The sequence below is a fragment of the Mycobacterium sp. PTI7 genome (assembly GCF_056679845.1).
On the sequence record NZ_CM155252.1, the window covers coordinates 1,473,829 to 1,494,586 of the forward strand.

Here is a 20,758-nt window from a genome sequence, read left to right on the forward strand (position 1 = left end):
ACCGCGCTCACAGTCGGGTCCGAGTGTGCCAGCAGATCCTGACGACGGGCTGTTCGACCCGCGGAACCCGGCCGGCGGGTGGGGATGGGAAACTGGTCGGTGTGTTGATCGAGGCGTTCCCGGCGGGCTGGTTGCAGTGCAACTGCTACGTGCTGGCGCCGCGGCAGGGGGCCGACGCCATCGTCGTCGATCCCGGCCAGAAGGCGATGCCGCGGCTGCGCAAGATCCTCGACGAGAACCGGCTCACCCCGGCGGCGGTGCTGCTGACCCACGGCCACATCGACCACATCTGGTCGGCGCAGAAGGTGGCGGACACCTACGGCTGTCCGGCCTACATCCATCCCGAGGACCGCAGCATGCTCACCGACCCCATCAAGGGGATGGGGCCGCGGCTCGCGCAGCTCGCCGTCGGCGTGCTGTTCGGCGAACCGCGCCAGGTGGTCGAACTCGACCGGGACGGGGACAAGATTCAACTGGGCGGCATGACCGTGACGGTCGACCACACGCCGGGACACACCCGCGGGTCGGTGACGTTCCGGATCCCCGACGGCCCGGTCGACCTAGCGTTCACCGGTGACACATTGTTCAAGAAGTCGATTGGCCGCACCGATCTCGAGGGCGGCAGCGGCCGCGACCTCTACACCTCCATCGTCGACAAGCTGCTGACGCTCGACGACGCCACCGTGGTCCTGCCGGGACACGGCCCGAAGACCACCATCGGCGCCGAGCGCCGAACCAACCCGTTCCTCGAAGGTCTCTAGATGAGTGAGTTTCAGGCGCCCAAGGGCGTCCCGGATTACCTGCCGCCCGCCTCGGCGCAGTTCGTCGCCGTGCGCGACGGTCTGCTCGAATCCGCACGCCTCGCCGGCTACGGCTACGTCGAGCTGCCGATCTTCGAGGACACCTCGCTGTTCGCGCGCGGTGTCGGCGAGTCCACCGACGTGGTGTCCAAGGAGATGTACACGTTCGCCGACCGCGGCGACCGGTCGGTGACGCTGCGGCCCGAGGGCACCGCCGGCGTGATGCGCGCGGTCATCGAACACGGCGTCGACCGCGGCGCGCTGCCCGCGAAGCTCTGCTACTCGGGACCGTTCTTCCGGTACGAGCGGCCGCAGGCGGGGCGCTACCGCCAGCTCCAGCAGGTGGGCGTCGAGGCGATCGGCGTCGACGACCCGGCGCTGGACGCGGAGGTCATCGCGATCGCCGACGGCGGCTTCCGGTCGCTCGGGCTCGACGGGTTCCGCCTGGAGATCACCTCGCTCGGCGACGACACCTGCCGGCCGCAGTACCGGGAGCTGCTGCAGGAGTTCCTGTTCGGGCTCGACCTGGACGAGGACACCCGGCGACGGGCGGAGATCAACCCGCTGCGCGTGCTCGACGACAAGCGTCCGCACGTCCGCGAGATGACCGCCGACGCCCCGCTGATGCTCGACCACCTGTCGGAGGTCGCGCGGACGCACTTCGACACGGTGCTCGCCCACCTCGACGCCCTCGGGGTGCCGTACGTGATCAACCCGCGGATGGTGCGCGGGCTGGACTACTACACCAAGACGACGTTCGAGTTCGTCCACGACGGTCTCGGCGCCCAGTCCGGCATCGGCGGCGGCGGCCGCTACGACGGGCTGATGCGCCAGCTCGGCGGCCGCGACCTGTCCGGCATCGGGTTCGGGCTCGGCGTGGACCGCACGTTGCTAGCCCTGCAGGCGGAGGGCAGGACGGTCGGCCAGACCAGTGCGGTCGACGTGTTCGCCGTGCCGCTCGGCGACGCGGCCAAGCTGGAACTGGCCAAGGTGGCGGCCGCCCTGCGCGCGGCGGGGATCCGCACCGACCTCGCCTACGGCGACCGCAGCATGAAGAGCGCGATGAAGGCCGCCGACCGGTCGGGCGCCACCATCGCGCTGGTGGTCGGCGACCGCGACGTCGAGGCCGGCACCATCGGCGTCAAGGACCTCGCGACGGGCGAGCAGGTCGACGTCGCGGTCGACGCCGTGACGAGCAACGTGCTCGCCCGCATGGGCCGCGTCCGCCTGCTCTAGCGCGGCGGGCCGAACACCGCGGTGGTCAGCACCGCGTCAAGGTCGCCGAGGCCGCCATTGAATGGGTTGCCGCGCTTGATGATTCGTGTGCCCGCGGGGGTGGTCGCCACGAGCATCGGTGAACTCGAGGTCAGCTGCGTCTTCCGCTGGAACCGCACGTGGTCCAGAGCGCAGACCGCCACGCCGTCGGCGTCGACCAACACCCGCCGGGCCCGGTCGAACACGGCGACCGGACGGTAGGCCTCCACTGCGGTGCGGTTGACCCGTCGGATGTGAGCGATCGCGCCGCTGAGTGCCGTCCCGAAGACGAGTCCCACGGCCAACGCGACCGCGCCGATCGGCCATGGCACGGTGGCATCGCCCATGGCGGCGGAACCGAGGGTCGCGACGCCGAACAGGCCGAACACCGTCGTCAGGACGCCGAGTACGAACGCGAGCGTGGCCCACGAGCCGGTGCGCCGGTCCACGACCACCACCAGCGCACCGCGCTCGACCACCACGATTCCGCCGACGTCGGCGAGGACGCGCGGATCGCCCGGTGCGGTCATTCCCGAAGTGTGTCACCTCGGTCAGGACTTGGTGGTCCTCCCGAACGTCATCCGGGACAGCATGCGGTCGCGCAGCGTCACCGTGTGCATCAGGATCATGCTGACGTGGGCGGCGATGACGACGACGAGCAGGTACGCCAGCACCGAATGCGCCTGCCGCAGGACGAAGAACAGCCCGTCGTCGAACGGCGCGATGCGCGGCAGCGCGAGGCCGCCGAACACCACGACGGGCCGACCCGCCGCCGAGACCATCGCCCAGCCGACCAGCGGTTGGGCCACCAGCAGCGCGTACATCAGGCGTTCGAGGTTCGAGATCAGCTTGCCCTCGACCCGTCCGACCGTCGACGGCCAGTTCGGCGGCGTGGTTGTGTACCGGTTGATCAGCCGCACGATCACGATGGCGAGGATCGTCACGCCGATCGTCATGTGCACCGCGACCAGCGCCGCGTACGAGCCGATCGAGTTGACCATGGCGAAGCCGATCAGGAGCCCGGCGAAGACGAGGACGGCGGTGGCCCAGTGCAGGATCCGCGACCGGACGGGGAAACGCGTGGTCACGACGCCACCTCGTCGACCTGGACGGCCGACGGCGACTTCGGCTCACCCGACCGCGCGCGGTAGGACGCGGCGTAGACGGCCGATCGCGCGCTGAGGATCGGGTCGTCGGACGGCTCCAAGCCATCGGGCAGCACCAGCGGGTCGAAGTTGACGTCGCGGGCGTTGCCTGCGGCTTCGGTCTCCACGGTGTCGAGGGTGAGTACCCCCGCGTGCACCACCCGCCGGTCGCCGGGCCAGGGCAGCGTCGGATCGACCGGGTCGTCGTCGGTGCCGACGGTGAACCGCAGATCCCAGTGCAGCGCAGCGGTCTTCAGCTGCCGGACCAGGGCGTCGAAGAGGACGTCGTCACCCGTCTTCGCCGCAGGGAGCGCGGCCTGCCGGGGGACCAGCGCCCACCGGACCGGCGTGCGCGTGCCCGAGGCGTCGACCGCCCAGAACGTGTTGAGACTGGAGAAGGTGCTGTCGGCGAAGCCGGGGGTCGGCGGGTGCGCCTTGACGATCGCGGTCGCGGCGACGGTCTCGGGGTGGGCGTCGAGGAACGCCGCCATGGTCGCGGGATCGGGCTTGCCGGTCGCGGGGTCGGCCTTCGACGCGAGCAACTGGTCGAAGAAGCCCTGCGGCGAATTGACCGTGAACACCGGCAGATTCAGCATCGCAGTGCGCCACTGGTGGCGGCCGGGGAACCCGATGGCCAACCCGAGGCCGCGCACCGTCCCGGCGGCGTCGACGGCGGCGGGATTGCCGCCGCCCAGCGAGAAGCGGCCGACGACGGGTGACGTGCCCGCGCGCAACACCTCGGCGCTGGAGAGTTCGCCGGCGTCGCCGGTGCTCTCGAAGCGTCCGCGGACGGCGACGCCCTTGGCGTGGTTGCGGCGGAAGCCGGGGTGTACGCCGAACACCGATTGGAACCGGTCGATGAACGACTGCCGGGTCAGCGTCGTCGCGCCGCCGATCCAGTCGTTCGCGTAGGCGACGGCGCCGAGGTCGACGGCGAGGAACGCGCCGACCGCGCCGAGGCCGAGCAGGAGGGAGCGTCGGGAGACGGGTGTGCCCCGCCAGTGCATGCCGGCGGGTGGGGGCTGGTCCACGTCCGCTTTCTAACACGCGTACCTCCGGGTTGCCTGGCAGCGCTCGTGGCACCATCGCGGCCGTGCGGGTATTGGTGCAGCGGGTGACGTCGGCGCGGGTGCGGGTGGACGACGCGGTGGTGGGCGAGATCACGCCCGTGGGCCAGGGATTGCTCGCGCTGGTCGGCGTCACGCACGCCGACGACGCGGCGGTCGCCGCGAAGATGGCCGAGAAGCTCTGGCGACTGCGCATTCTCGACGGTGAGCGCAGCGCCGCCGACGAGAACGCACCGATCCTGGTGGTGAGCCAGTTCACGTTGTACGCCGACACGGTCAAGGGACGCAGGCCATCGTGGAGCGCCGCGGCGCCCGGTGCGATCGCCGAACCCGTGGTCGACGCACTGGTCGGGGAACTCCGCGCGCTCGGTGCCGAGGTCCAGACGGGGCGGTTCGGCGCGGACATGCAGGTGGAACTCGTCAACGACGGACCGGTGACGCTGCTGCTCGAACTGTGACGGATCGACCCCGGTTCCAGCGGTGGTGCGGGCCGTAACGATCCGCTAACGTCCGCCGATGTGACGAACATGCGTACAGCGACTACCAAGATCATGGCGGCCTGCGGTTCGATCGCGATGCTGGCGGGCGGCTCCCTGGCCGTCGGCCAGGCCACCGCCAATGCCGAACCGGCACATCAGATCACGTACACGCTCACCTCGCAGGGCCCCGGGGACTTCAACCTCTACTACGCGTTCGCGGCCCCGCCCAGCCTCGAGGCCTACCACGCGGATCCGAACGCGTTCGTGAAGAGCGACAAGGTCGATCTCGCACCCGGTACGCCGTGGGTGTTCCAGACCACCCTGTCCGACTCGCAGTGGGCGTTCCTCTCCGCCAGTGGTGCCGCCCACGCGGGGCAGGCCGACCCGAACGTGCGCTGCGAGATCGCCGTCGACGGCCAGGTGGTCGTGGACCAGACCGGGCCGTTCACCACGCAGTGCCAGCTGCGGTCCTGGAACTGATCCGCTAGCCGGCGGTCACGCGGCCGCGGGTGGCGCCGACCACGCCGATCCCGACTGCCGCGGCCGACAGCACCGCCGCGACGCCGAACGCCGTCCCGAATCCGGCCGCCTCGATCAGGAACCCGAGGAACCCGGCGCCTGCGGCCTGGCCGAGGACGAGCGCCACGAACAGCATCGCGGTGCCCGCCGCCGACCTCGTCGGGTCGATGACGGACGTCCAGCTGATCAGCGCCGAGGTGCCCGCCGTGAATCCCCAGCCGAACGCGAGGCAGGCGACCAGGGTCACGACCCGAACCTGCGGCGCGACGGCGAGCAGTGCGGTGCCGCCGGTCATCAGCGAGCAGCTGAGCACCCAGGCGCGAGCCGGGGCCAGCGTCGACACGGGTCCGGCCGTGGCGATCACCGCGGTGGCGCCGATGCCGAGGACGATCCACGCGACGACGGTGGCGCGCTCCGATCCGGCGCCCGCCTCGACGAGCAGGCTGCGACCGTAGATCCACGTGGCGCTCGACCCGGCGCCCATCGCGAGGGCGGCCGCCAGCGGCAGCGCGTGGGCGCGGACCCACGCCGTGGACGGCGGGGCGGGCGCGTCGCCGTGCGCCGACGACGGTCCGCGGTCCACGACCAGCAGGGCCGCGGCCAGGGCGGCGGTCAGCACGCCGATGAGGATCCAGGCCGTCCGCCAGTCGGGGAGCAGGAGCAGGGCGAGCAGCCCGGAGACCACCAGCCCCGGTCCCGAGCCGCCGTTGACCATCGCCTGGGCGCTGTCGAGCCGGCGCCCGCCGACGTTGCGCGCCACGATGGTCACCAGGGCGGGTGAGGCGAAACCCGCTGCGGCGGAACTGATCACCGCACTCCAGCCGAACACGGCGATGCCGTCGGCGGCCGCCATTCCCCACACGCCGAGGCAGGCCGCGGTGGTCGCGGCCAGGACGAGCGTGCGCGGCAGTCGGCGACCGAGGACGAAGCCGATCGCCGCCGCCACGCAGTACGCCAGTGACGACCCCGACGACACCACGCCGGCCATCGTGGGGTCGAGGGGCAGGTCCCGCTGGACGTCGGGCAGGAACAGCCCGTAGGCCAGCCGCACCAGGCCGTAGGCGGCGGCGATGAACGCCGTCCCCGACGCGATGACGCCCGCCGTGCGTAGACTCTCCAACGAAAACGATCGTTTCACTTCGACGAGTCTAGGGCGTCCGCCATGCCACTGCGCAAGTCCTCGGAGGACAAGCTGCTCGACGCCGTCGACGAGTTGGTCTTCTCCCGGGGCATCGAGGCCACGCCGGTCGACGCGGTGCTCGCCCGCGCGGGCGTCTCCGCGGCGACGCTCTACCGCGGCTTCCGCAGCAAGGAGGCCCTGATCGGCGCCGCGCTCGAGCGGCGCCACGACCGGTGGCGGCAGGTCTGGGACGACGCGGTGGCCGGGGCGCCCGACGGCCGCGGGCGGCTGCTGGCGGTCTTCGACGCCATCGACGGATTCGCCGCCCGCCCCGACGGCGCGCGCTGGTGCGCGTTCCTGGGTACGGCCGCGGAACTCGCCGACCCGCCCGCCGAGATCGTCGACGCCCTCGCCCGCGACACCGAACACATGCGGCGCACGCTCGAGGGGCTCGCGGCGGCGCTGCCCTGCGACGATCCCGACGACCTCGCCGAGGAGATCCTGCTGGTGGTGTCCGGTGAACTCGCGATGCGGCTGCGGGACCCGCGCCGCCGACGGTCCACGACGGGCCGGCGGATCGCGACGGCACTCGTCGACGCGGCGACCGCCAGGGGTCATTGACATCGCATCGAACGTGCGTTCGAATGGACGCATGCGATGGGACGGGCAGGGGATCGAGGTCGACGACGGCGCGCTGCCCGGGCTGGCCCGGCTGGGCCTCGTCCGGTCGGTGCGGACGCCGCAGTTCGAGGGGATCACCTTCCACGAGGTGCTGTGCAAGTCGGCGCTGAACAAGGTGCCGGACTCGACGAACCTCCCGTTCCGGTTCACCGTCAACGGCTACCGCGGCTGCAGCCACGCGTGTCGGTACTGCTTCGCCCGGCCCACCCACGAGTACCTCGACTTCGACTCCGGCGAGGACTTCGACACCCAGCTGGTGGTCAAGACCAACGTCGCCGAGGTGCTGCGACGCGAGCTGCGCCGTCCGTCGTGGACGCGGGAGACGGTCGCGCTGGGCACCAACACCGACCCCTATCAGCGAGCCGAGGGCCGCTACGCGCTGATGCCGGGCATCGTCGCGGCGCTGGCCGACTCCGGGACGCCGATGTCCATCCTGACCAAGGGCACACTGCTGCAACGCGATCTGCCGCTGATCGCCGACGCCGCGCGGCACGTCGAGGTCGGGATCGCGGTGTCCCTCGCCGTCGGCGACCCCGAACTCCACCTGGCCCTCGAGCCGGGCACGCCCACGCCGCGTGCCCGACTGGCGATGATCCGGGCCATCCGGGACGCCGGCCTGCCCTGTCACGTGATGGTGGCCCCCGTGCTGCCGCACCTGACCGACGGCGCGGATCAGCTCGACGCGCTGCTGGCGGACGTCGCCGCGGCCGGGGCGACGGGGGCGACGGTGTTCGGGCTGCACCTGCGCGGGTCGACGCGCGGGTGGTTCATGTCGTGGCTCGAGCGGACGCGACCCGACCTGGTGCCGAGCTACCGCGACCTCTACCGGCGGGGGGCGTACCTGCCGCAGGACTACCGGGACGGGTTGCGCGAGAAGGCGGCTCCGCTCCTGCGGCGCCACCGCCTCACCGGTGGCGACCGGCCGTTCCGCTACGTCAGCGCGCCGCCGCCGCCCCCGCCGGCGGCGGTGGCGGAGCTACAGCCGACGCTGTTCTGAGGTCTCGGTGGAGGCGGCCAGCGAGCCGAGCAGGGCGAGGGCTTCGGCGCTGGGCGACCCCGCCGCGGCGTGATAGACGACGAGTTCGCGGCCCGGGCTGGCGCGCACCTCGAAGGCCTGCATGGTCAGCTCAACCGGTCCGACGTCCGGATGCACGAAGTGCTTGCGCTGCAGCGACTTTCCCCGCACTCGGTGTTCGGACCACAGTCTGGCGAACTCCGGGCTGGCCTCCAGCATGTCGGCCAGGACCTCGCGCACCCGCGGATTGCCCGGGTCGTGGCCGTGGCCGAGCCGGAAACCCGCGACGGCGTCCGCGGCGACCTCCGGCCAGTCGCGGTAGAAGGTGCGCGCAGCCGGGTCCGTGAACACGACGTGCAGCAGGTTCCGCGAGTGCCGCCACCCGCAAAAGAGCGCGTCGGCAATCGGATTGGCGGCCACCACGTCGTAGGCGCGGTCGAAGACGACCGCCGGGTTGTTCGGCCACGCCGCCATCAGCTCGGTCAGGTCCTCTCCGATCCCGTCGGTCCGGGGCTCGCGGGCGACGGGCGTCGCCTCGGCGAGCCGGTAGAGGTGCGCCCGGGCGTCGTGGTCGAACCGGAGCGCCGCGGCCAGCGCCTCGAGCACCTGCGGCGACGGCCGTCGTTCCCGGCCCTGCTCCAGCCGGGTGTAGTAGTCCATGCTGAGGCCGGCCAGCATCGCCACCTCTTCGCGTCGCAGTCCGGGGACGCGGCGGGTCTCGCGCGCCGCCGCCCGCAGGCCGGCCTGCTCGGGGGTGACGCGGGACCGTCCGGCCCGCAGGAAGTCGCCGAGTTCGCCAGTCATGGCAACACGTTACGACGCACCGCGCCGACGTGCCTGGGTGTGTCGCACCCAGGTACGACGGGGCCTGGTGGGCGGGCGCGCGTCAAGGTCAGCATGGATCCCGACGCGACACCCGACTCCCGAGAGGACACCCGACATGACCGAACACGACACCCCCATCGCCCTGGTGACCGGCGCCAGCAGTGGCATCGGCCATGCGGTGGCACGCCGCCTCGCCGCCGACGGATTCCACGTCCTGGCCGCCGCCCGACGGGCAGAGTTGCTGGCGGACCTCGCGGCCACCCGGCCCGGCATCGAGCCCGTCACCCTCGACGTCACCGACGCCGCCGCCGTCCGCACGGTGGTGGACGACGCCGTCGCGCGCCACGGCCGCATCGACGTGCTGGTCGCCAACGCGGGCGTGATGCCGCTGTCGCGCCTCGATGCGGGCCTGGTCGAGGAGTGGGACCGGATGATCGACGTCAACGTCCGCGGGCTGCTGCACTCGATCTCCGCGGTGCTCCCGCACTTCACCCGGCAGGACCGCGGCCACGTCGTCACCATGGCGTCGATCGGGGCGCACGAGGTGAGCCCGACGGCCGCGGTGTACTGCGGCACCAAGTACGCCGCGTGGGCGATCACCGAGGGGCTGCGTCAGGAGTCCGCCCCCGGCATCCGCGTCACCACGATCTCCCCGGGCGTCGTCGAATCCGAGCTGGCGAGCACCATCTCGGATCCGGTCGCACAGGCGGTGATGGACGACTACCGCCGCAACGCCATCGCGCCGGAGGCGATCGCGGACGCGGTCGCCTACGCCGTCGGCCAGCCCGAGGGCGTCGACGTCAGCGAGATGATCGTGCGGCCCACCCGACAGCGCTGAGCGCGCCCGCGTGACGCGTTATGTTGCGTGGGCCACCGCCGTCGATCCCGAGGAGAGTCCATGCCCGTCGTCCTGGTCCACGGAGTGCCCGAAACCGCCGCCGTGTGGGACCTGCTCGTCGAGCACCTCGCCGAGCGCGGTGAGACGGACGTCCGCCGGCTGTCGCCGCCGGGGTTCGGCGCCGACGTGCCGGACGGGTTCGACGCCACGATGCACGGCTACCGCGACTGGCTGGTCGGCGAACTGGAGGCGATCGGCGGACCCGTCGACCTCGTCGGCCACGACTGGGGTGGCGGACACGTCCTGAACGTGGCGATGACGCGCCCCGACCTGATCCGGACGTGGGTCTCCGACGTGCCCGGCGTGTTCGACGAGGAGTACGTGTGGCACGACCTCGCGCAGCAGTGGCAGACCCCGGAGGTGGGCGAGGGCGTGGTGGCGGGGCTCGCCGCGATGGCCGTCGACGACCGTGCGGGATTCCTGGTGGCCGGGGGCATGGCGGCGGAGATCGCCGAACGCGTCGCGCCGGGGATCGACGAGGCGATGGGCCGCTCGATCCTGACGCTCTACCGCTCGGCGGCCCAGCCCCGGGCGGCCCGGGCCGGCGGGGATCTCGAGAAGGCCGCGGCACGACCGGGTCTGGCGTTGCTGCCCACCGACGACGACTACGTGGGCACCGACGAGCAGAGGCGGCGCGCGGCCGCCCGAGCGGGCGCCCGGGTGGAGGTTCTCGACGGTCTCGGCCACTGGTGGATGACGCAGGACCCGGCGGCCGGCGCAGCCGTGCTCGTCGACTTCTGGCAGGGCCACCGCCAGGACTGACGGCGGGTGACCTTGCGTTACTCGGTACCGATCCGTACCGTCAGTCGGTACTGCCGTGTACCGAATCGATGGAGGTCGAGCGACGTGGCTGAGGCAACGACTGAACCGGTGCGGCTACCCCCGTCGCCGCGCATCCCGAAGCTGGTGCAGGGGATCGGCTTCCTGACCGCCCGCGACCGTGCCATGGCGCTGCTGGGTCGCAGGCACGGCTCGGAGTTCGTACTCAACCTGCCGATCTTCGGGTCGACGGTGGTGGTGAGCGATCCGGCACTGGTCAAGGAGGTGTTCACGATGAACACCGACCTGATCGGTCGGGCGGGAACCCTCGGGGAGGTACTCGGCCCCGGGTCGACGTTCAGCCTCGACGGTCAGGCACACCGCGCCCGTCGGAAACTGCTCGTCCCGCCGTTCCACGGCAAGCGGATGCAGGGCTACGAGCACATCATCGCCGAGGAGGTCCGCCGCGAGAGCGCGGGCTGGGCCGACGGTGAGGAGTTCGAGACGCTGCCCGCGATGATGCGGATCACCCTCAACGCGATCCTGCGCGCGGTGTTCGGCGCCGACGGCGCGGAGCTCGAGGAGCTGCGCGAGCTGCTGCCGCCGATGGTGCTCCAGGCGTCCCGGCTGGCCGTCCTGCCGCCGGTCTTCCGGCGCGACTACGGCCCGCGGAGTCCGTGGGGCCGGGTCGAGACGATGCGCCGCCGGTACGACGCGGTGGTCGCCCGACTGATCGCCGACGCCCGCCGGGATCCCGACGTCGCCGACCGCGGCGACGTGCTCGCGATGCTGCTGTCGGCGCGCTACGACGACGGGTCGTCGATCACCGACGACCACGTGGCCGACGAACTGCTCACCCTGCTCGCCGCGGGCCACGAGACCACAGCGACCACGCTGGCGTGGGCGGTCGAGCGGATCACCCGCCATCCCCGCCTGCTCGCACGCCTCGCCGACGAGGCCGCGCGCGGCGATTCGGACCTGCTGCAGGCCACCGTCTTCGAGGTGCAGCGCGTCCGGCCGGTGATCAACGGGTTCGCGCGCGTGACCAAGCAGCGCATCCGGTTGGGCGAGTACGTGCTGCCCGAGCGGCAGGTAATCCTGGTGAGCATCTCGCTGGCCCACGCCGCCGAGCGCAGCTTCCGCGACGCCGACGCGTTCGACCCCGACCGCTTCGTGGGCAACCCGCCGGAGAACCACGCCTGGATCCCGTTCGGTGGCGGCGTCCGGCGGTGCATCGGCGCCGCGTTCGCGAACATGGAGATGATGGTGACGTTGCAGACCCTGTTGCGCGAGTTCGAGTTCCGCACCACCTACGCCGACGCCGAACCCGTCCGTTCCCGTGGCGTCGCGAGTGCGCCGGGGCGGGGCGGACGTGCGATCGTCTACCGCCGCCGGACGCCCCGCGACGTCACGACGGCCGATCGGGCCCGGGTGTCGGCATGAGCGCCGACGAGACGGTCACCGAGGAACTGGTCGACGTCGGCCGCGGAATCACGCTGTGCCACGACGGTTTCGGCGACCCCGGTGACCCGCCCGTGGTGCTGATCGCCGGCCTCGGCCAGCAGAAGCACACCTGGCCCGCGGGTTTCGCCGCGGCGCTGGCCCAGCGTGGACACCGAGTCATCAGGTTCGACAACCGCGACGTCGGGCGGTCGACGCACCTGGACTTCCCCGCGCCGGGGCCCGTCGCGACGCTGCGCGGCGGCAACCACCCGCGCCAGTACCACCTGGGCGACATGGCCCGTGACACCGTGGGGCTGCTGGACGCGCTCGGTCATAGCGACGCGCATCTCGTGGGCGTCTCGATGGGCGGCATGATCGGTCAGACCGTGGCCGCGCAACATCCCGGCAGGGTCCGGACCCTGACGTCGATCATGTCGACCACAGGCGCCCCGCGGATCGGCAGGCCCGCGCCGTCGACGTGGTGGTTGCTGGCCAGGTCGAAGCCTGCCCGCACGCGTCAGCAGGCCGTGGATGGCGCCCTGGCGACGTTCCGCCACATCGGTTCGCACGGCTTCCCGTTCGACGCCGAGTGGGTGGCCGACAAGGCCGGTGAGGCGTGGGACCGCGATCCGACCTCCGACGGCGTCAACCGGCAACTCGCGGCCATCTTCGCCTCCGGCAACCGCACCGCGGAACTCGCGGCCATCGACGTGCCGACGCTCGTGATCCACGGCGACCGCGACCGCATGGTGCACCCGACCGGTGGCGCCGCGACCGCGCGGGCCATTCCCGGCGCCCGGCTCGAGACGATCGTCGGGATGGGCCACGACCTCCCGACCGGGGCGTGGGCCCGGCTGCTCGACCTCGTCGGCGAGCACGTCGCCGAGCCGGCGCGCTAGTTCTTGTTGCGCTTCACCTGATTGAACGGGACGCCGCGGTCGGCTGCCGGTTCGCGGGGGAACTCGAGGATGCGCTCGCCGATGATGTTGCGAGCGATCTCGGTGGTGCCGCCGCCGAGCGAGGCGGTCTGCCGCGACGGGTACCGCTCGCCGTAGCGGAACAGGCCGCGACCGTCGTCGACGACGGCGCTGCTGCCGGCGATCGCGAGCGCCGTGTCGATCTCGAACTGGATGGTCTCGGCGTGGGTGATCCGGATGATGGAACCCGCTGCGGGCGGCAGGGATTGGTCGAGAACCCCGTGGTAGACGTGGTCCACCAGTTGCTCCTGCACCATGCGGCGGACGAGGGCACGTCCGGCCATCTCGCGGATCCGCTCGCTGGCGGACTGGCCGGTGGCCTCGAGCAGCGCGACGTAGTCGACCGGCTGGTCGGTCTCGCCCTCGGCGCCGATGCCGCTCGAGAACTCCGATCCGCCGCCCACCGCACGCCGCTCGTGGAACATCTGCCGGGAGGCGACGGCCCAGCCGCCGTCGACCTCGCCGACCACCGCGTCGAGGGGCAGTTCGAGGTCGTCGAAGAACTCCTCGCAGAACTCGTTGCCGCCGTCGACCTGCTTGATCCGCCGCATCGTGATGCCCGGGCTGTCGATCGGGACCAGGAACATGGTCAGTCCCTCGTGCTTGGGCACGTCCCAGTCGGTGCGTGCCAGCAGCAGGCCGTAGTCCGCCGCGAACGCGCTGGTGCTCCACGTCTTGGCGCCGTTGACGATCCACGTGTCGCCACGGCGTTCGGCGCGGGTGATCACGCCGGCGAGATCCGACCCGCCACTGGGCTCGCTGAGCAGCTGCACCAGGATCTCGTCACCGCGGATGGCGGCGGAGATGCGGTCGCGCTTCTGCTGCTCGCTGCCGGTGTCCAGGATGGTCGCCGCGCAGATGGTGAACGTCGGCGTGTTCAGGATCAGGGGCAGTTCGTAGCCGCGCGACACCTCGTCGAAGGCGCGCTGGTAGGCGATCGGCAGACCGAGACCGCCGTACTCCACGGGGAAGCAGATGCCGGCGAATCCGCCTGCGTACAGCATCTTCTGGAGTTCGCGGGCGCGCTGCCAGGGTGCGTCGGCGCCGCGGTCGGCGTCGGGCGGGTTGGCGGGATCGACGCGGGGCATGTGCTCCGCGAGCCACGTCCGCGCGCGCTCGGCGAACTCGGCCACCGACTCGGTCGTCTGGGCGGGTGCCGCCACGGTCTCACTGGTCACGACGCGGCCTCCACCTTCTCGGTGAGCGCGTAGACGCGCAGGTTGTGTTCGTCGGGGGTGCCGAGCATCGAACGGTTGAGCGTGACCCGGCGCAGGAACAGATGCAGGTCGTGCTCCCACGTGACGCCGATGCCGCCGTGCATCTGCACGCAGTGCTGCATCATGTCGGGCGCGTGCTCGCCGACGTAGGACTTGGCGACGCCGACGAGGAGGTCGGCGTCGGGGGAGCGTGCGCCGACGGCGGCGACGGCCGCGCGGGTGGTGGCCCGGCAGGCCTCGAACCAGATCTTCATGTCGGCGTAGCGGTGTTTGAGGGCCTGGTAGGACGCCAGCGGCCGGCCGAACGAGTGCCGGTCCTGAGCCCACTGGATGCTGAAGTCCAGCACCGTGTTCAGGATGCCGACGACTTCGGCGCACTGCAGCACCTGGGCGATCTGGGCCTGCCGTGCGATCAGCGCCGGGGTCTGCGCGGCCGAGCCGACGACGGCTCCGGCATCGATGTCGACGCCGTCGAACGTGACGCGCCCGTACCGCTTCACCAGGTCGAGCGAACGCTGCGGCTCGACCGTCACGCCGTCGGCGTCCGCGGGCACCAGCACCTGGCGGAGTTCGCCGTCGACGGTGACGGTGACGAGGAAGACGCCACTGTCGGGGCCCGCCTCGACCCGGTCCTTGACGCCGTTGACGCGGTAGCCGGTGTCGGTCGGGATGGCCGTGACCGTCGTCCGGCCCGGCGCCCACCCGCGCCCGGGCTCGTACACCGCCCAGGTGGCGACGAGTTCGCCGGCGACCAGGGCGTCGATGGTCGACGAGTGCGAGGCGGCGTTCTCCGCGTCGACCAGGCCCGCCAGGACGGTGCTGACGGGATGCAGGGGTCCGGGTGCCACGCTGTGGCCGATCAGCTCGGCCACCAGTGCGAGGTCGGCGACCCCGTCACCGGAGACGCTGCCGCCACCGAGTTCCTCCGGCACCAGCAGGCTCGCCCATCCCAGTTCCGCGGCGCGCTGCCACCAGTCGGCCTCGAAGGACGTTCCCGCCGAATGGAGTTCGCGGACGCGGGTGAGCGACGCCTCCTTGTCGAGGAACGCCTGCGCCGTGGACGCGAAGAGGACCTGCTCGGGATTGGTGGTCCGCACGGGCATTTCCGTCTCCTGGAAGTCACGTTATCGCTGGCGGTAATGACGTTACCACTCGGAGCGCGCGGAGGGCAGCCGGTTCGTGGAGCGGTCATGCGGGGGTGCGACGGTCAGGCGGACAGCGCGCGGATGCAGAAGTCGTAGATGTGCCGGCCCTCGAGCGGAGTGCCGTTCAGCTCCGCCCCCAGCACGCGCAGCCGCATGGAACCCATCGTCGACTGCATGATCAGCGTGGCGGCGGAGTCGACGTCGAGATCCGCCGAGAACACGCCGTCCGCGACCCCGCGATCGATGATGTCGCCGATCAGCACCTTCACCGGGGACAGCACGCGCGCGTACTCGGCGGGCACCGTCTCGGCCAGGTGATCGTTGTAGAAGGTCAGGCCGCGGTTGATGCTGTCCTGCGTGGTGGAGGACGCCGGGGCGCAGATCCGGTCGATCAGCGCCCGCAGTGCCTCGGGCGGCGCGAGCGCGTCGGTCTCGGTGCGCCACCGCAGCGTCGACTCGGCCATGATCTTCTCGATCAGGGCCAGGAGCAGCTCGTCCTTGCTGGAGAAGTGCTGGTAGAACGACCGCAGGGACGTCTTCGAGCGCTCCACCACCTCGAGCACGGTGAAGTCGGCCCGACCGGTCTCGCCGAGGATCGCCAGCGCCGACCGCATGAACCGCGTGGCGCGCGACTCCTCCTCGACCGTGCCCGCCGATGCGGACCCGGCGGGGGAGCGTCCCGTCGACTTCACCACGAGAACGACGTTACCGTTTCGCGGGAGTCTGTGGTGTGCTTGCGCCACGCGCGTCGCGTCCGCGACCGGAACCCCCTGCGCACGGAAAGGGTGCCCACACCATGACCGCTCAGTCCGAGACCACACCGTCCGGGACCACGTCATCCGAGACCGCGCCGGCCGAGACCACGCCGTGGACGCTCGCGAATCTGCTCGACCTCTTCGACGTGGAAGCCGACGGTACCGACCGGTTCGTCGGCCGGACCGGCATCGTCGGCGCCGACGAGCGTCAGGTCGTCGAGGGCACGCAGGTGCTCGCGCAGGCGATCGTGGCCGTTGCGAAGCGGTTCCCCGGCAAGTCGGTCCGATCGGTGTCGGCGGTGTTCTCCCGTGCCGTCCTCGTCGGACCGCCGGTGGAACTCGCGATCGACGTGATCGCGGAGGGCCGCACCACCGCGACGGCCGTCGTGTCGGCCAGTCAGAACGGCAAGCGCGCGATCACGGCCACGGTGTTCACCGACGTCCCCTCGGGCGACGTGATCCGGCACCAGGCGCCGCGCCCCACGGTCAGCGCCCCGGCCGAGGCGAACGACGCCGCGATGCCCATGGGGGGCAGGCAGATCCGGCTGGTCGACGTCGTCGACGTCAACAGCCCCGACGAGGTCGGGCCGCCCGAACTGCATGCGTGGCTGCACTACGATCCGGTGCCGACGCGCGACGACCTCGCCAAGGCGCTGATCGCCTACTTCACCGGCCACCTCGGCATCTCGACGACGATGCGCGCCCACGCGGGCATCGGCACCAGCCAGGCGCACCTCACGGTGTCCACGGCGCCGATGACCATCGGCGTCAGCTTCCACGAACCGTTCACCTGGTCGGACTGGTTGCTCTACACCCACGAGAGCACGCAGGTCGGCGCCGGCATGTCCTACGTCCGCGGCACGGTGCACACCGAGGACGGCGACCTGCTCGCGTCGTTCACCCAGGACGCGATGATCCGTCCGCTGCGCACCACCGACACCTCGATCGACGCCGCCGCGCGGCTCTAGGGCACGTGAGCCTGGTCGCGGGCAACGGCCCGCTCAGTTCACGCCGCGCCGGGTGGTTCACCCCTCCGGTCGAGGGTCCGATGACGTTCGTCGAACCGCATCCGCGCCGGGTCCAGGGCCTCCGCGGCGGAGCGCCGCTCATCGACACCGAGCGCGCACTGCTCGTCCACCGCGAGGGCCGACCGCTGAGCTACGCCTTTCCCGCCGACGCGGTGAACGGCGTCGTGGCCGAGCCCGTTCCGGAGGCGCCCGGGTACGTCGAGGTGCCGTGGTCGGCGGTGGACGCCTGGCTCGAGGAGGGGCGGCTCCTCGTCCACTATCCGCCCAACCCCTACCACCGGGTGGACTGCAGACCGACGCGGCGGCGGCTGACGGTGTCCGTCGCCTGCGTCACGCTCGTCGACACCGACGACACCGTCATCGTGTTCGAGACCTCGCTCGCGCCACGCCTCTACGTCGATCCGCGGCACGTGCGCACCGATCTGCTGCGCACCACCGACACGTCGAGCTACTGCAACTACAAGGGTGCGGCGACGTACTGGGCCGCGGCGGTCGGCGACCACGTGGTGGCCGACGTCGCGTGGAGCTACCCCGACCCGCCGCCGGAGACCGCCCCGATCCGTGGGTTCCTGAGCTTCGAGGGTCCCGGGGTCGACGTCACGGCCGATCTGCCCGATCCCGGTCAGATCTTGAGATAGCCCTTCTCGGCGGGGATCTGGGCGGCGGTGATCAGTGACGACGAGTCGCCGGCCAACCAGACCACGATGTCGGACACCAGGTCCGGGGCGGCCAGCGAGTCGGTGGGCAGCGCGCCGGGGGAGAAGCTGTGGATGAACGTCGGGTGGTCGGCGAACATCTGGTACATCGACACGTCGTTCCCCATCGGGGTGTCGGTGCCGTACGGGTGCACCGAGTTCACCCGGATGCCGTAGCCGCCCAGTTCGACCGCGAGCGAATTGGTCAGGCCGACGACGCCGAACTTCGAGGCGCAGTAGTGCCCGCAGCCGGGAACGGCCTTGACGCCCGCCGCCGAACTGACGGTCACGATCGATCCGCCATGGCCGGCCTCGATCATCGCGGGCACCGTCGCCCTGATCGTGTTCCACACCCCGGTGAGGTTGGTGTCGATGGTGTCCTGCCACTGCTCCGCCGAGATCTCCCACAGGCGGCCCCAATTGAGCACGCCGGCGTTGGCCACCACGACGTCGAGGCGGCCGAACCGTTCGACGGCGTCGGCGACCAGTCGCTGCTGGCCCTCGAGATCGCGGACGTCGAGTTCGCGCGCGACGACCTTCCGGCCCTCGCCCTCGACGAGCCGGACGGTCTCGGCGAGGTCCTCCGACGACGCCGGTGCGTACCCGTTGTGCCGGGCGACCGGTCCGCACGCGTCGACCGCGATCACGTCGGCGCCGGCGCGCGCGAGGCGGACGCAGTGCGAGCGGCCCTGCCCCCGTGCCGCGCCGGTGACGTAGGCGACCCGGCCCTCGAGCGGGGTGTCGGTCATGCGGTCCGCTCCCTCGGGATGCCCGCGGCCGGCCGGACGGTGGCCTGGCGCCGGGCGAACTGGTAGTCGCCGAGCGGTGACCGCCGCGCGAAACGCCGTGAGCCCGTGATGGTCTGGGGCCGGTGGTAGACCGTCTCCCGCCGGGAGTTCACGAAGTAGGTGTTGAGCCCGGGATTGCACTCGGTGAAGTACAGGTGGGCGGTGCGGCCGCGACGCGCCATCAGGGCGTTCCACCGGTTGAAGGCGTCTGGAGCGACGGCGGCAACGTGGGCGCCGCGCCGTCGGGTCTCGTCGATGACGCGTACCGCGTGCGCGGCGATGGTCTCGACGAAGTCCGGCCACGCGAAGCCGACGAAGCCGTTGGGGCCGACGATCTCCCACCGGTTGGGCAGCCGCGGATGTGCGGTGCCGGCGTAGCTCTGCAGCCCGTGGGCGCGGTAGTACGCGGCGAGGTCGAATCCGTCGCTGCCGAGCACGGTGCCGGTGCGGTGGGTCTCGGGGTCGGTCCACAGCTCGTAACCGGTTGCGAGCACGATCAGGTCGACGGGGTGGTCGCGTCCGTCCACGGTGCGGATGCCGTCGCGGGTGATCCGCTCGATCGGCGTCGTGACGAGGTCGGTGGTCGGGTGGTTCAGCGCGGTCAGGAAGGCGCTCGAGATCACCGGCCGCTTCGCCATGATCCCGTAGCGCGGCACCAGCGCCGCCCGCGTGGCCGGGTCCTTCACCACGGCCCGCAGCAGCAGGCGGTACAGCGTGCGGCAGTAGGCGTCGTACCAGGGCATCACCCGCAGCAGCAGCCGGGTGGGCAGCCGGGAGAACACATGCACGATCGGCGCGATCATCGCCGCGTCCATCAGCAGCCGCCCGGCGGCGTTGACCCCGGCCACCACGCCCGGCAGGCGCAGCACGCGGCGCATCAGCGGCGGGATGTCGAAGTCCACCTTCGGCAGCACCCACGCCGGCGTGCGCTGGTACACCCGGAGGCTGCTCGCCTGACCGGAGAGCGCGGCGCTGATCTGCACGCCGCTCGATCCGGTGCCGATCACCGCGATCCGCTTCCCGCGCGGGTCGTAGGAGTCGTCCCAGGCGTTGGGGCGCAGCACTCTTCCGGTGAAGTCGGCCAGCCCCTCGACGTCGACGGTGTCCTTCGCATTGACGTAACCGCCGACCGAGCTGATCAGGAACCGTGCGGAGATCGTGCGACCGTCGGCGACGTCGAGCCGCCACAGGCCGGCGGCGTCGTCCCAGCGCTGGCGGACCACCTCGGTGTCCGGCAGGAGCTTGGGGTACAGGTCGAGCGCGGCCGCGGTGTCGCGCAGGTAGCGGTGGATCTCCGGGCCCGGTGCGAACAGTCGGGTCCAGTCGGGATTCGGTGCGAACGACAGCTGGTACCAGAGGGTCGGGATGTCGACCGCGAGGCCGGGGTAGTGGTTGTCGCGCCAGGTCCCGCCGAAGTCGTCATCCCGCTCGATGATGACGACGTCGTCGATGCCCTTGCGGCTCAACAGGTGCGCCGCGGCGATGCCGCCCGGGCCGGCGCCGATGATGGCCACCTCGTGGTCGGGCTCAGGCATGGTGACCTCCGGTCAGTCCGGTGACCGCGAACTCGGTCACGAAGCGGGTGACGGCGCGTGGACTGTCGAGGTTCACGCCCATCGGGGGGAGCAGCTCGAAGCTGAACAGGATGCGCACGATCCACTCGGCTGCGCGGCCGGGGTCGATGCCCGGCGCCACCTCGCCGCTCGACTGCGCGGCCTTGACGCGCGACTTCCACAGCTGGACGGCGCGATTGGCCACGTCGTCACCGACGTTGCGCAGCAGCAGCACCAGGATGCTCTCGTTGATGCCGCCGGCCTGCAGGTGGCCCGACCGCTGGCGGTGAGCGCACACCAGCAGGGCGGCCGCCGCGATCTGCTCGGTGAGGGTGTCGGCGTCCGCCATCTCGTCGGCCATGGCGTCGACGAACACCGACGCGAGGTGGTCCAGCGCGACCTTGATCGCGTGGTCGCGGCTACCGAACGCGTTGTGCACCGTGCCGCGGGACACCTGGGCGGCGTCGGCCACGGCGGTGAGGGTGAACTGGCGCGGACCCAGCCGGCGCAGCGTGTCCGCGGTGGCGGCGAGCAACGCAGGGGAGACCGCCCGTCCCGACGCCGCATCGCGCATGTGAACACATTAGCGAGATGT

23 protein-coding genes are annotated in these 20,758 nt (G+C 71.6%); 12 read left to right on the forward strand and 11 right to left on the reverse strand.

Annotation, left to right across the window (positions count from 1 at the left end; all coding sequences use genetic code 11):
- Nucleotides 1–101: 101 nt before the first annotated feature.
- Complete coding sequence (locus AC1MEY_RS07205; protein ID WP_480229997.1) at nucleotides 102–761, forward strand: MBL fold metallo-hydrolase; 660 nt, start codon at nucleotides 102–104, stop codon at nucleotides 759–761.
- Entirely contained in the window at nucleotides 762–2,036 is a 1,275-nt protein-coding gene (hisS, locus tag AC1MEY_RS07210; protein ID WP_480229998.1) for a histidine--tRNA ligase, read from the forward strand.
- On the opposite strand, the gene AC1MEY_RS07215 is transcribed toward hisS, so the two are convergent.
- The 3 genes from AC1MEY_RS07215 to AC1MEY_RS07225 are packed head-to-tail and all read right to left on the reverse strand — an operon-like array spanning nucleotide 2,033 to nucleotide 4,206.
- The gene (locus tag AC1MEY_RS07215) at nucleotides 2,033–2,584 is read right to left on the reverse strand and encodes a hypothetical protein (RefSeq protein WP_480229999.1); all 552 of its coding nucleotides are present in this window, start codon (nucleotides 2,582–2,584) and stop codon (nucleotides 2,033–2,035) included. The genes hisS and AC1MEY_RS07215 overlap by 4 nt on opposite strands.
- Nucleotides 2,585–2,605: 21 nt before the next feature.
- A complete protein-coding gene (locus tag AC1MEY_RS07220; protein WP_480230000.1) occupies nucleotides 2,606–3,142 on the reverse strand; it encodes a cytochrome b in 537 nt (178 codons plus the stop codon).
- Nucleotides 3,139–4,206 (reverse strand): catalase family peroxidase, encoded by a 1,068-nt coding sequence (locus tag AC1MEY_RS07225; RefSeq protein ID WP_480231349.1) that lies wholly within the window; start codon nucleotides 4,204–4,206, stop codon nucleotides 3,139–3,141. Before AC1MEY_RS07225 ends, AC1MEY_RS07220 begins: the two co-directional genes overlap by 4 nt.
- Before the next feature lie 86 nt (nucleotides 4,207–4,292).
- On the opposite strand from AC1MEY_RS07225, the gene dtd reads away from it, so the two are divergent.
- Complete coding sequence (gene dtd / locus AC1MEY_RS07230) at nucleotides 4,293–4,724, forward strand: D-aminoacyl-tRNA deacylase (protein WP_480230001.1); 432 nt, start codon at nucleotides 4,293–4,295, stop codon at nucleotides 4,722–4,724.
- Nucleotides 4,725–4,793: 69 nt separating this feature from the next.
- Complete coding sequence (locus AC1MEY_RS07235) at nucleotides 4,794–5,225, forward strand: hypothetical protein (protein ID WP_480230002.1); 432 nt, start codon at nucleotides 4,794–4,796, stop codon at nucleotides 5,223–5,225.
- Between the two features lie 4 nt (nucleotides 5,226–5,229).
- Here AC1MEY_RS07235 and AC1MEY_RS07240 read toward each other — a convergent pair whose 3' ends face one another.
- Nucleotides 5,230–6,384 (reverse strand): MFS transporter, encoded by a 1,155-nt coding sequence (locus AC1MEY_RS07240; RefSeq protein ID WP_480230003.1) that lies wholly within the window; start codon nucleotides 6,382–6,384, stop codon nucleotides 5,230–5,232.
- A gap of 42 nt (nucleotides 6,385–6,426) precedes the next feature.
- Here AC1MEY_RS07240 and AC1MEY_RS07245 point away from each other — a divergent pair, with 42 nt between their 5' ends.
- On the forward strand, nucleotides 6,427–7,005 hold the full coding sequence (locus AC1MEY_RS07245; protein ID WP_480230004.1) for a TetR/AcrR family transcriptional regulator: 579 nt from the start codon (nucleotides 6,427–6,429) through the stop codon (nucleotides 7,003–7,005).
- A gap of 31 nt (nucleotides 7,006–7,036) precedes the next feature.
- Nucleotides 7,037–8,062, forward strand: a complete 1,026-nt coding sequence (locus AC1MEY_RS07250) for an Rv2578c family radical SAM protein (protein ID WP_480230005.1) — start codon at nucleotides 7,037–7,039, stop codon at nucleotides 8,060–8,062.
- Here AC1MEY_RS07250 and AC1MEY_RS07255 read toward each other — a convergent pair.
- On the reverse strand, nucleotides 8,042–8,884 hold the full coding sequence (locus tag AC1MEY_RS07255) for a helix-turn-helix transcriptional regulator (RefSeq protein ID WP_480230006.1): 843 nt from the start codon (nucleotides 8,882–8,884) through the stop codon (nucleotides 8,042–8,044). The genes AC1MEY_RS07250 and AC1MEY_RS07255 overlap by 21 nt on opposite strands.
- 136 nt (nucleotides 8,885–9,020) lie before the next feature.
- On the opposite strand from AC1MEY_RS07255, the gene AC1MEY_RS07260 reads away from it, so the two are divergent.
- The 4 genes from AC1MEY_RS07260 to AC1MEY_RS07275 all read left to right on the forward strand — a co-directional run bounded on the left by AC1MEY_RS07260 (nucleotide 9,021) and on the right by AC1MEY_RS07275 (nucleotide 12,904).
- Nucleotides 9,021–9,743, forward strand: a complete 723-nt coding sequence (locus tag AC1MEY_RS07260) for an SDR family oxidoreductase (RefSeq protein WP_480230007.1) — start codon at nucleotides 9,021–9,023, stop codon at nucleotides 9,741–9,743.
- 60 nt (nucleotides 9,744–9,803) lie between these two features.
- Complete coding sequence (locus AC1MEY_RS07265) at nucleotides 9,804–10,565, forward strand: alpha/beta fold hydrolase (protein ID WP_480230008.1); 762 nt, start codon at nucleotides 9,804–9,806, stop codon at nucleotides 10,563–10,565.
- 84 nt (nucleotides 10,566–10,649) lie between these two features.
- On the forward strand, nucleotides 10,650–12,005 hold the full coding sequence (locus AC1MEY_RS07270) for a cytochrome P450 (RefSeq protein WP_480230009.1): 1,356 nt from the start codon (nucleotides 10,650–10,652) through the stop codon (nucleotides 12,003–12,005).
- The gene (locus tag AC1MEY_RS07275) at nucleotides 12,002–12,904 is read left to right on the forward strand and encodes an alpha/beta fold hydrolase (RefSeq protein WP_480230010.1); all 903 of its coding nucleotides are present in this window, start codon (nucleotides 12,002–12,004) and stop codon (nucleotides 12,902–12,904) included. The genes AC1MEY_RS07270 and AC1MEY_RS07275 overlap by 4 nt, the downstream gene beginning before the upstream one ends.
- On the opposite strand, the gene AC1MEY_RS07280 is transcribed toward AC1MEY_RS07275, so the two are convergent.
- The 3 genes from AC1MEY_RS07280 to AC1MEY_RS07290 form a co-directional block, all read right to left on the reverse strand.
- Nucleotides 12,901–14,160 (reverse strand): acyl-CoA dehydrogenase family protein, encoded by a 1,260-nt coding sequence (locus AC1MEY_RS07280; RefSeq protein ID WP_480230011.1) that lies wholly within the window; start codon nucleotides 14,158–14,160, stop codon nucleotides 12,901–12,903. The two genes, AC1MEY_RS07275 and AC1MEY_RS07280, sit on opposite strands and share 4 nt — an antisense overlap.
- Complete coding sequence (locus AC1MEY_RS07285) at nucleotides 14,157–15,302, reverse strand: acyl-CoA dehydrogenase family protein (RefSeq protein WP_480230012.1); 1,146 nt, start codon at nucleotides 15,300–15,302, stop codon at nucleotides 14,157–14,159. Before AC1MEY_RS07285 ends, AC1MEY_RS07280 begins: the two co-directional genes overlap by 4 nt.
- 104 nt (nucleotides 15,303–15,406) lie before the next feature.
- On the reverse strand, nucleotides 15,407–16,039 hold the full coding sequence (locus AC1MEY_RS07290; protein WP_480230013.1) for a TetR/AcrR family transcriptional regulator: 633 nt from the start codon (nucleotides 16,037–16,039) through the stop codon (nucleotides 15,407–15,409).
- 101 nt (nucleotides 16,040–16,140) lie between these two features.
- On the opposite strand from AC1MEY_RS07290, the gene AC1MEY_RS07295 reads away from it, so the two are divergent.
- A complete protein-coding gene (locus AC1MEY_RS07295) occupies nucleotides 16,141–17,067 on the forward strand; it encodes an acyl-CoA thioesterase (protein ID WP_480230014.1) in 927 nt (308 codons plus the stop codon).
- 5 nt (nucleotides 17,068–17,072) lie between these two features.
- The gene (locus AC1MEY_RS07300) at nucleotides 17,073–17,765 is read left to right on the forward strand and encodes a DUF427 domain-containing protein (protein ID WP_480230015.1); all 693 of its coding nucleotides are present in this window, start codon (nucleotides 17,073–17,075) and stop codon (nucleotides 17,763–17,765) included.
- Here the strand turns inward: AC1MEY_RS07300 and AC1MEY_RS07305 are convergent.
- Genes AC1MEY_RS07305 through AC1MEY_RS07315 form a run of 3 tightly spaced genes read right to left on the reverse strand, consistent with a single transcriptional unit; the run spans nucleotide 17,750 to nucleotide 20,737 of the window.
- On the reverse strand, nucleotides 17,750–18,571 hold the full coding sequence (locus tag AC1MEY_RS07305) for a mycofactocin-coupled SDR family oxidoreductase (protein WP_480230016.1): 822 nt from the start codon (nucleotides 18,569–18,571) through the stop codon (nucleotides 17,750–17,752). The genes AC1MEY_RS07300 and AC1MEY_RS07305 overlap by 16 nt on opposite strands.
- Nucleotides 18,568–20,145, reverse strand: a complete 1,578-nt coding sequence (locus AC1MEY_RS07310) for a flavin-containing monooxygenase (RefSeq protein WP_480230017.1) — start codon at nucleotides 20,143–20,145, stop codon at nucleotides 18,568–18,570. Before AC1MEY_RS07310 ends, AC1MEY_RS07305 begins: the two co-directional genes overlap by 4 nt.
- The gene (locus AC1MEY_RS07315) at nucleotides 20,138–20,737 is read right to left on the reverse strand and encodes a TetR/AcrR family transcriptional regulator (protein ID WP_480230018.1); all 600 of its coding nucleotides are present in this window, start codon (nucleotides 20,735–20,737) and stop codon (nucleotides 20,138–20,140) included. The genes AC1MEY_RS07310 and AC1MEY_RS07315 overlap by 8 nt, the downstream gene beginning before the upstream one ends.
- Nucleotides 20,738–20,758 lie beyond the last annotated feature (21 nt).

Excerpts from the sequence above, each read along its gene's own strand:
- hisS (WP_480229998.1), top strand. The coding sequence starts at position 762 with ATGAGTGAGTTTCAGGCGCCCAAGGGCGTCCCGGATTACCTGCCGCCC.
- AC1MEY_RS07215 (WP_480229999.1), bottom strand. The coding sequence starts at position 2,584 with ATGACCGCACCGGGCGATCCGCGCGTCCTCGCCGACGTCGGCGGAATC.
- AC1MEY_RS07225 (WP_480231349.1), bottom strand. The coding sequence starts at position 4,206 with ATGCACTGGCGGGGCACACCCGTCTCCCGACGCTCCCTCCTGCTCGGC.
- AC1MEY_RS07235 (WP_480230002.1), top strand. The coding sequence starts at position 4,794 with ATGCGTACAGCGACTACCAAGATCATGGCGGCCTGCGGTTCGATCGCG.
- AC1MEY_RS07245 (WP_480230004.1), top strand. The coding sequence starts at position 6,427 with ATGCCACTGCGCAAGTCCTCGGAGGACAAGCTGCTCGACGCCGTCGAC.
- AC1MEY_RS07250 (WP_480230005.1), top strand. The coding sequence starts at position 7,037 with ATGCGATGGGACGGGCAGGGGATCGAGGTCGACGACGGCGCGCTGCCC.
- AC1MEY_RS07255 (WP_480230006.1), bottom strand. The coding sequence starts at position 8,884 with ATGACTGGCGAACTCGGCGACTTCCTGCGGGCCGGACGGTCCCGCGTC.
- AC1MEY_RS07260 (WP_480230007.1), top strand. The coding sequence starts at position 9,021 with ATGACCGAACACGACACCCCCATCGCCCTGGTGACCGGCGCCAGCAGT.
- AC1MEY_RS07265 (WP_480230008.1), top strand. The coding sequence starts at position 9,804 with ATGCCCGTCGTCCTGGTCCACGGAGTGCCCGAAACCGCCGCCGTGTGG.
- AC1MEY_RS07275 (WP_480230010.1), top strand. The coding sequence starts at position 12,002 with ATGAGCGCCGACGAGACGGTCACCGAGGAACTGGTCGACGTCGGCCGC.
- AC1MEY_RS07285 (WP_480230012.1), bottom strand. The coding sequence starts at position 15,302 with ATGCCCGTGCGGACCACCAATCCCGAGCAGGTCCTCTTCGCGTCCACG.
- AC1MEY_RS07295 (WP_480230014.1), top strand. The coding sequence starts at position 16,141 with ATGACCGCTCAGTCCGAGACCACACCGTCCGGGACCACGTCATCCGAG.
- AC1MEY_RS07305 (WP_480230016.1), bottom strand. The coding sequence starts at position 18,571 with ATGACCGACACCCCGCTCGAGGGCCGGGTCGCCTACGTCACCGGCGCG.
- AC1MEY_RS07310 (WP_480230017.1), bottom strand. The coding sequence starts at position 20,145 with ATGCCTGAGCCCGACCACGAGGTGGCCATCATCGGCGCCGGCCCGGGC.
- AC1MEY_RS07315 (WP_480230018.1), bottom strand. The coding sequence starts at position 20,737 with ATGCGCGATGCGGCGTCGGGACGGGCGGTCTCCCCTGCGTTGCTCGCC.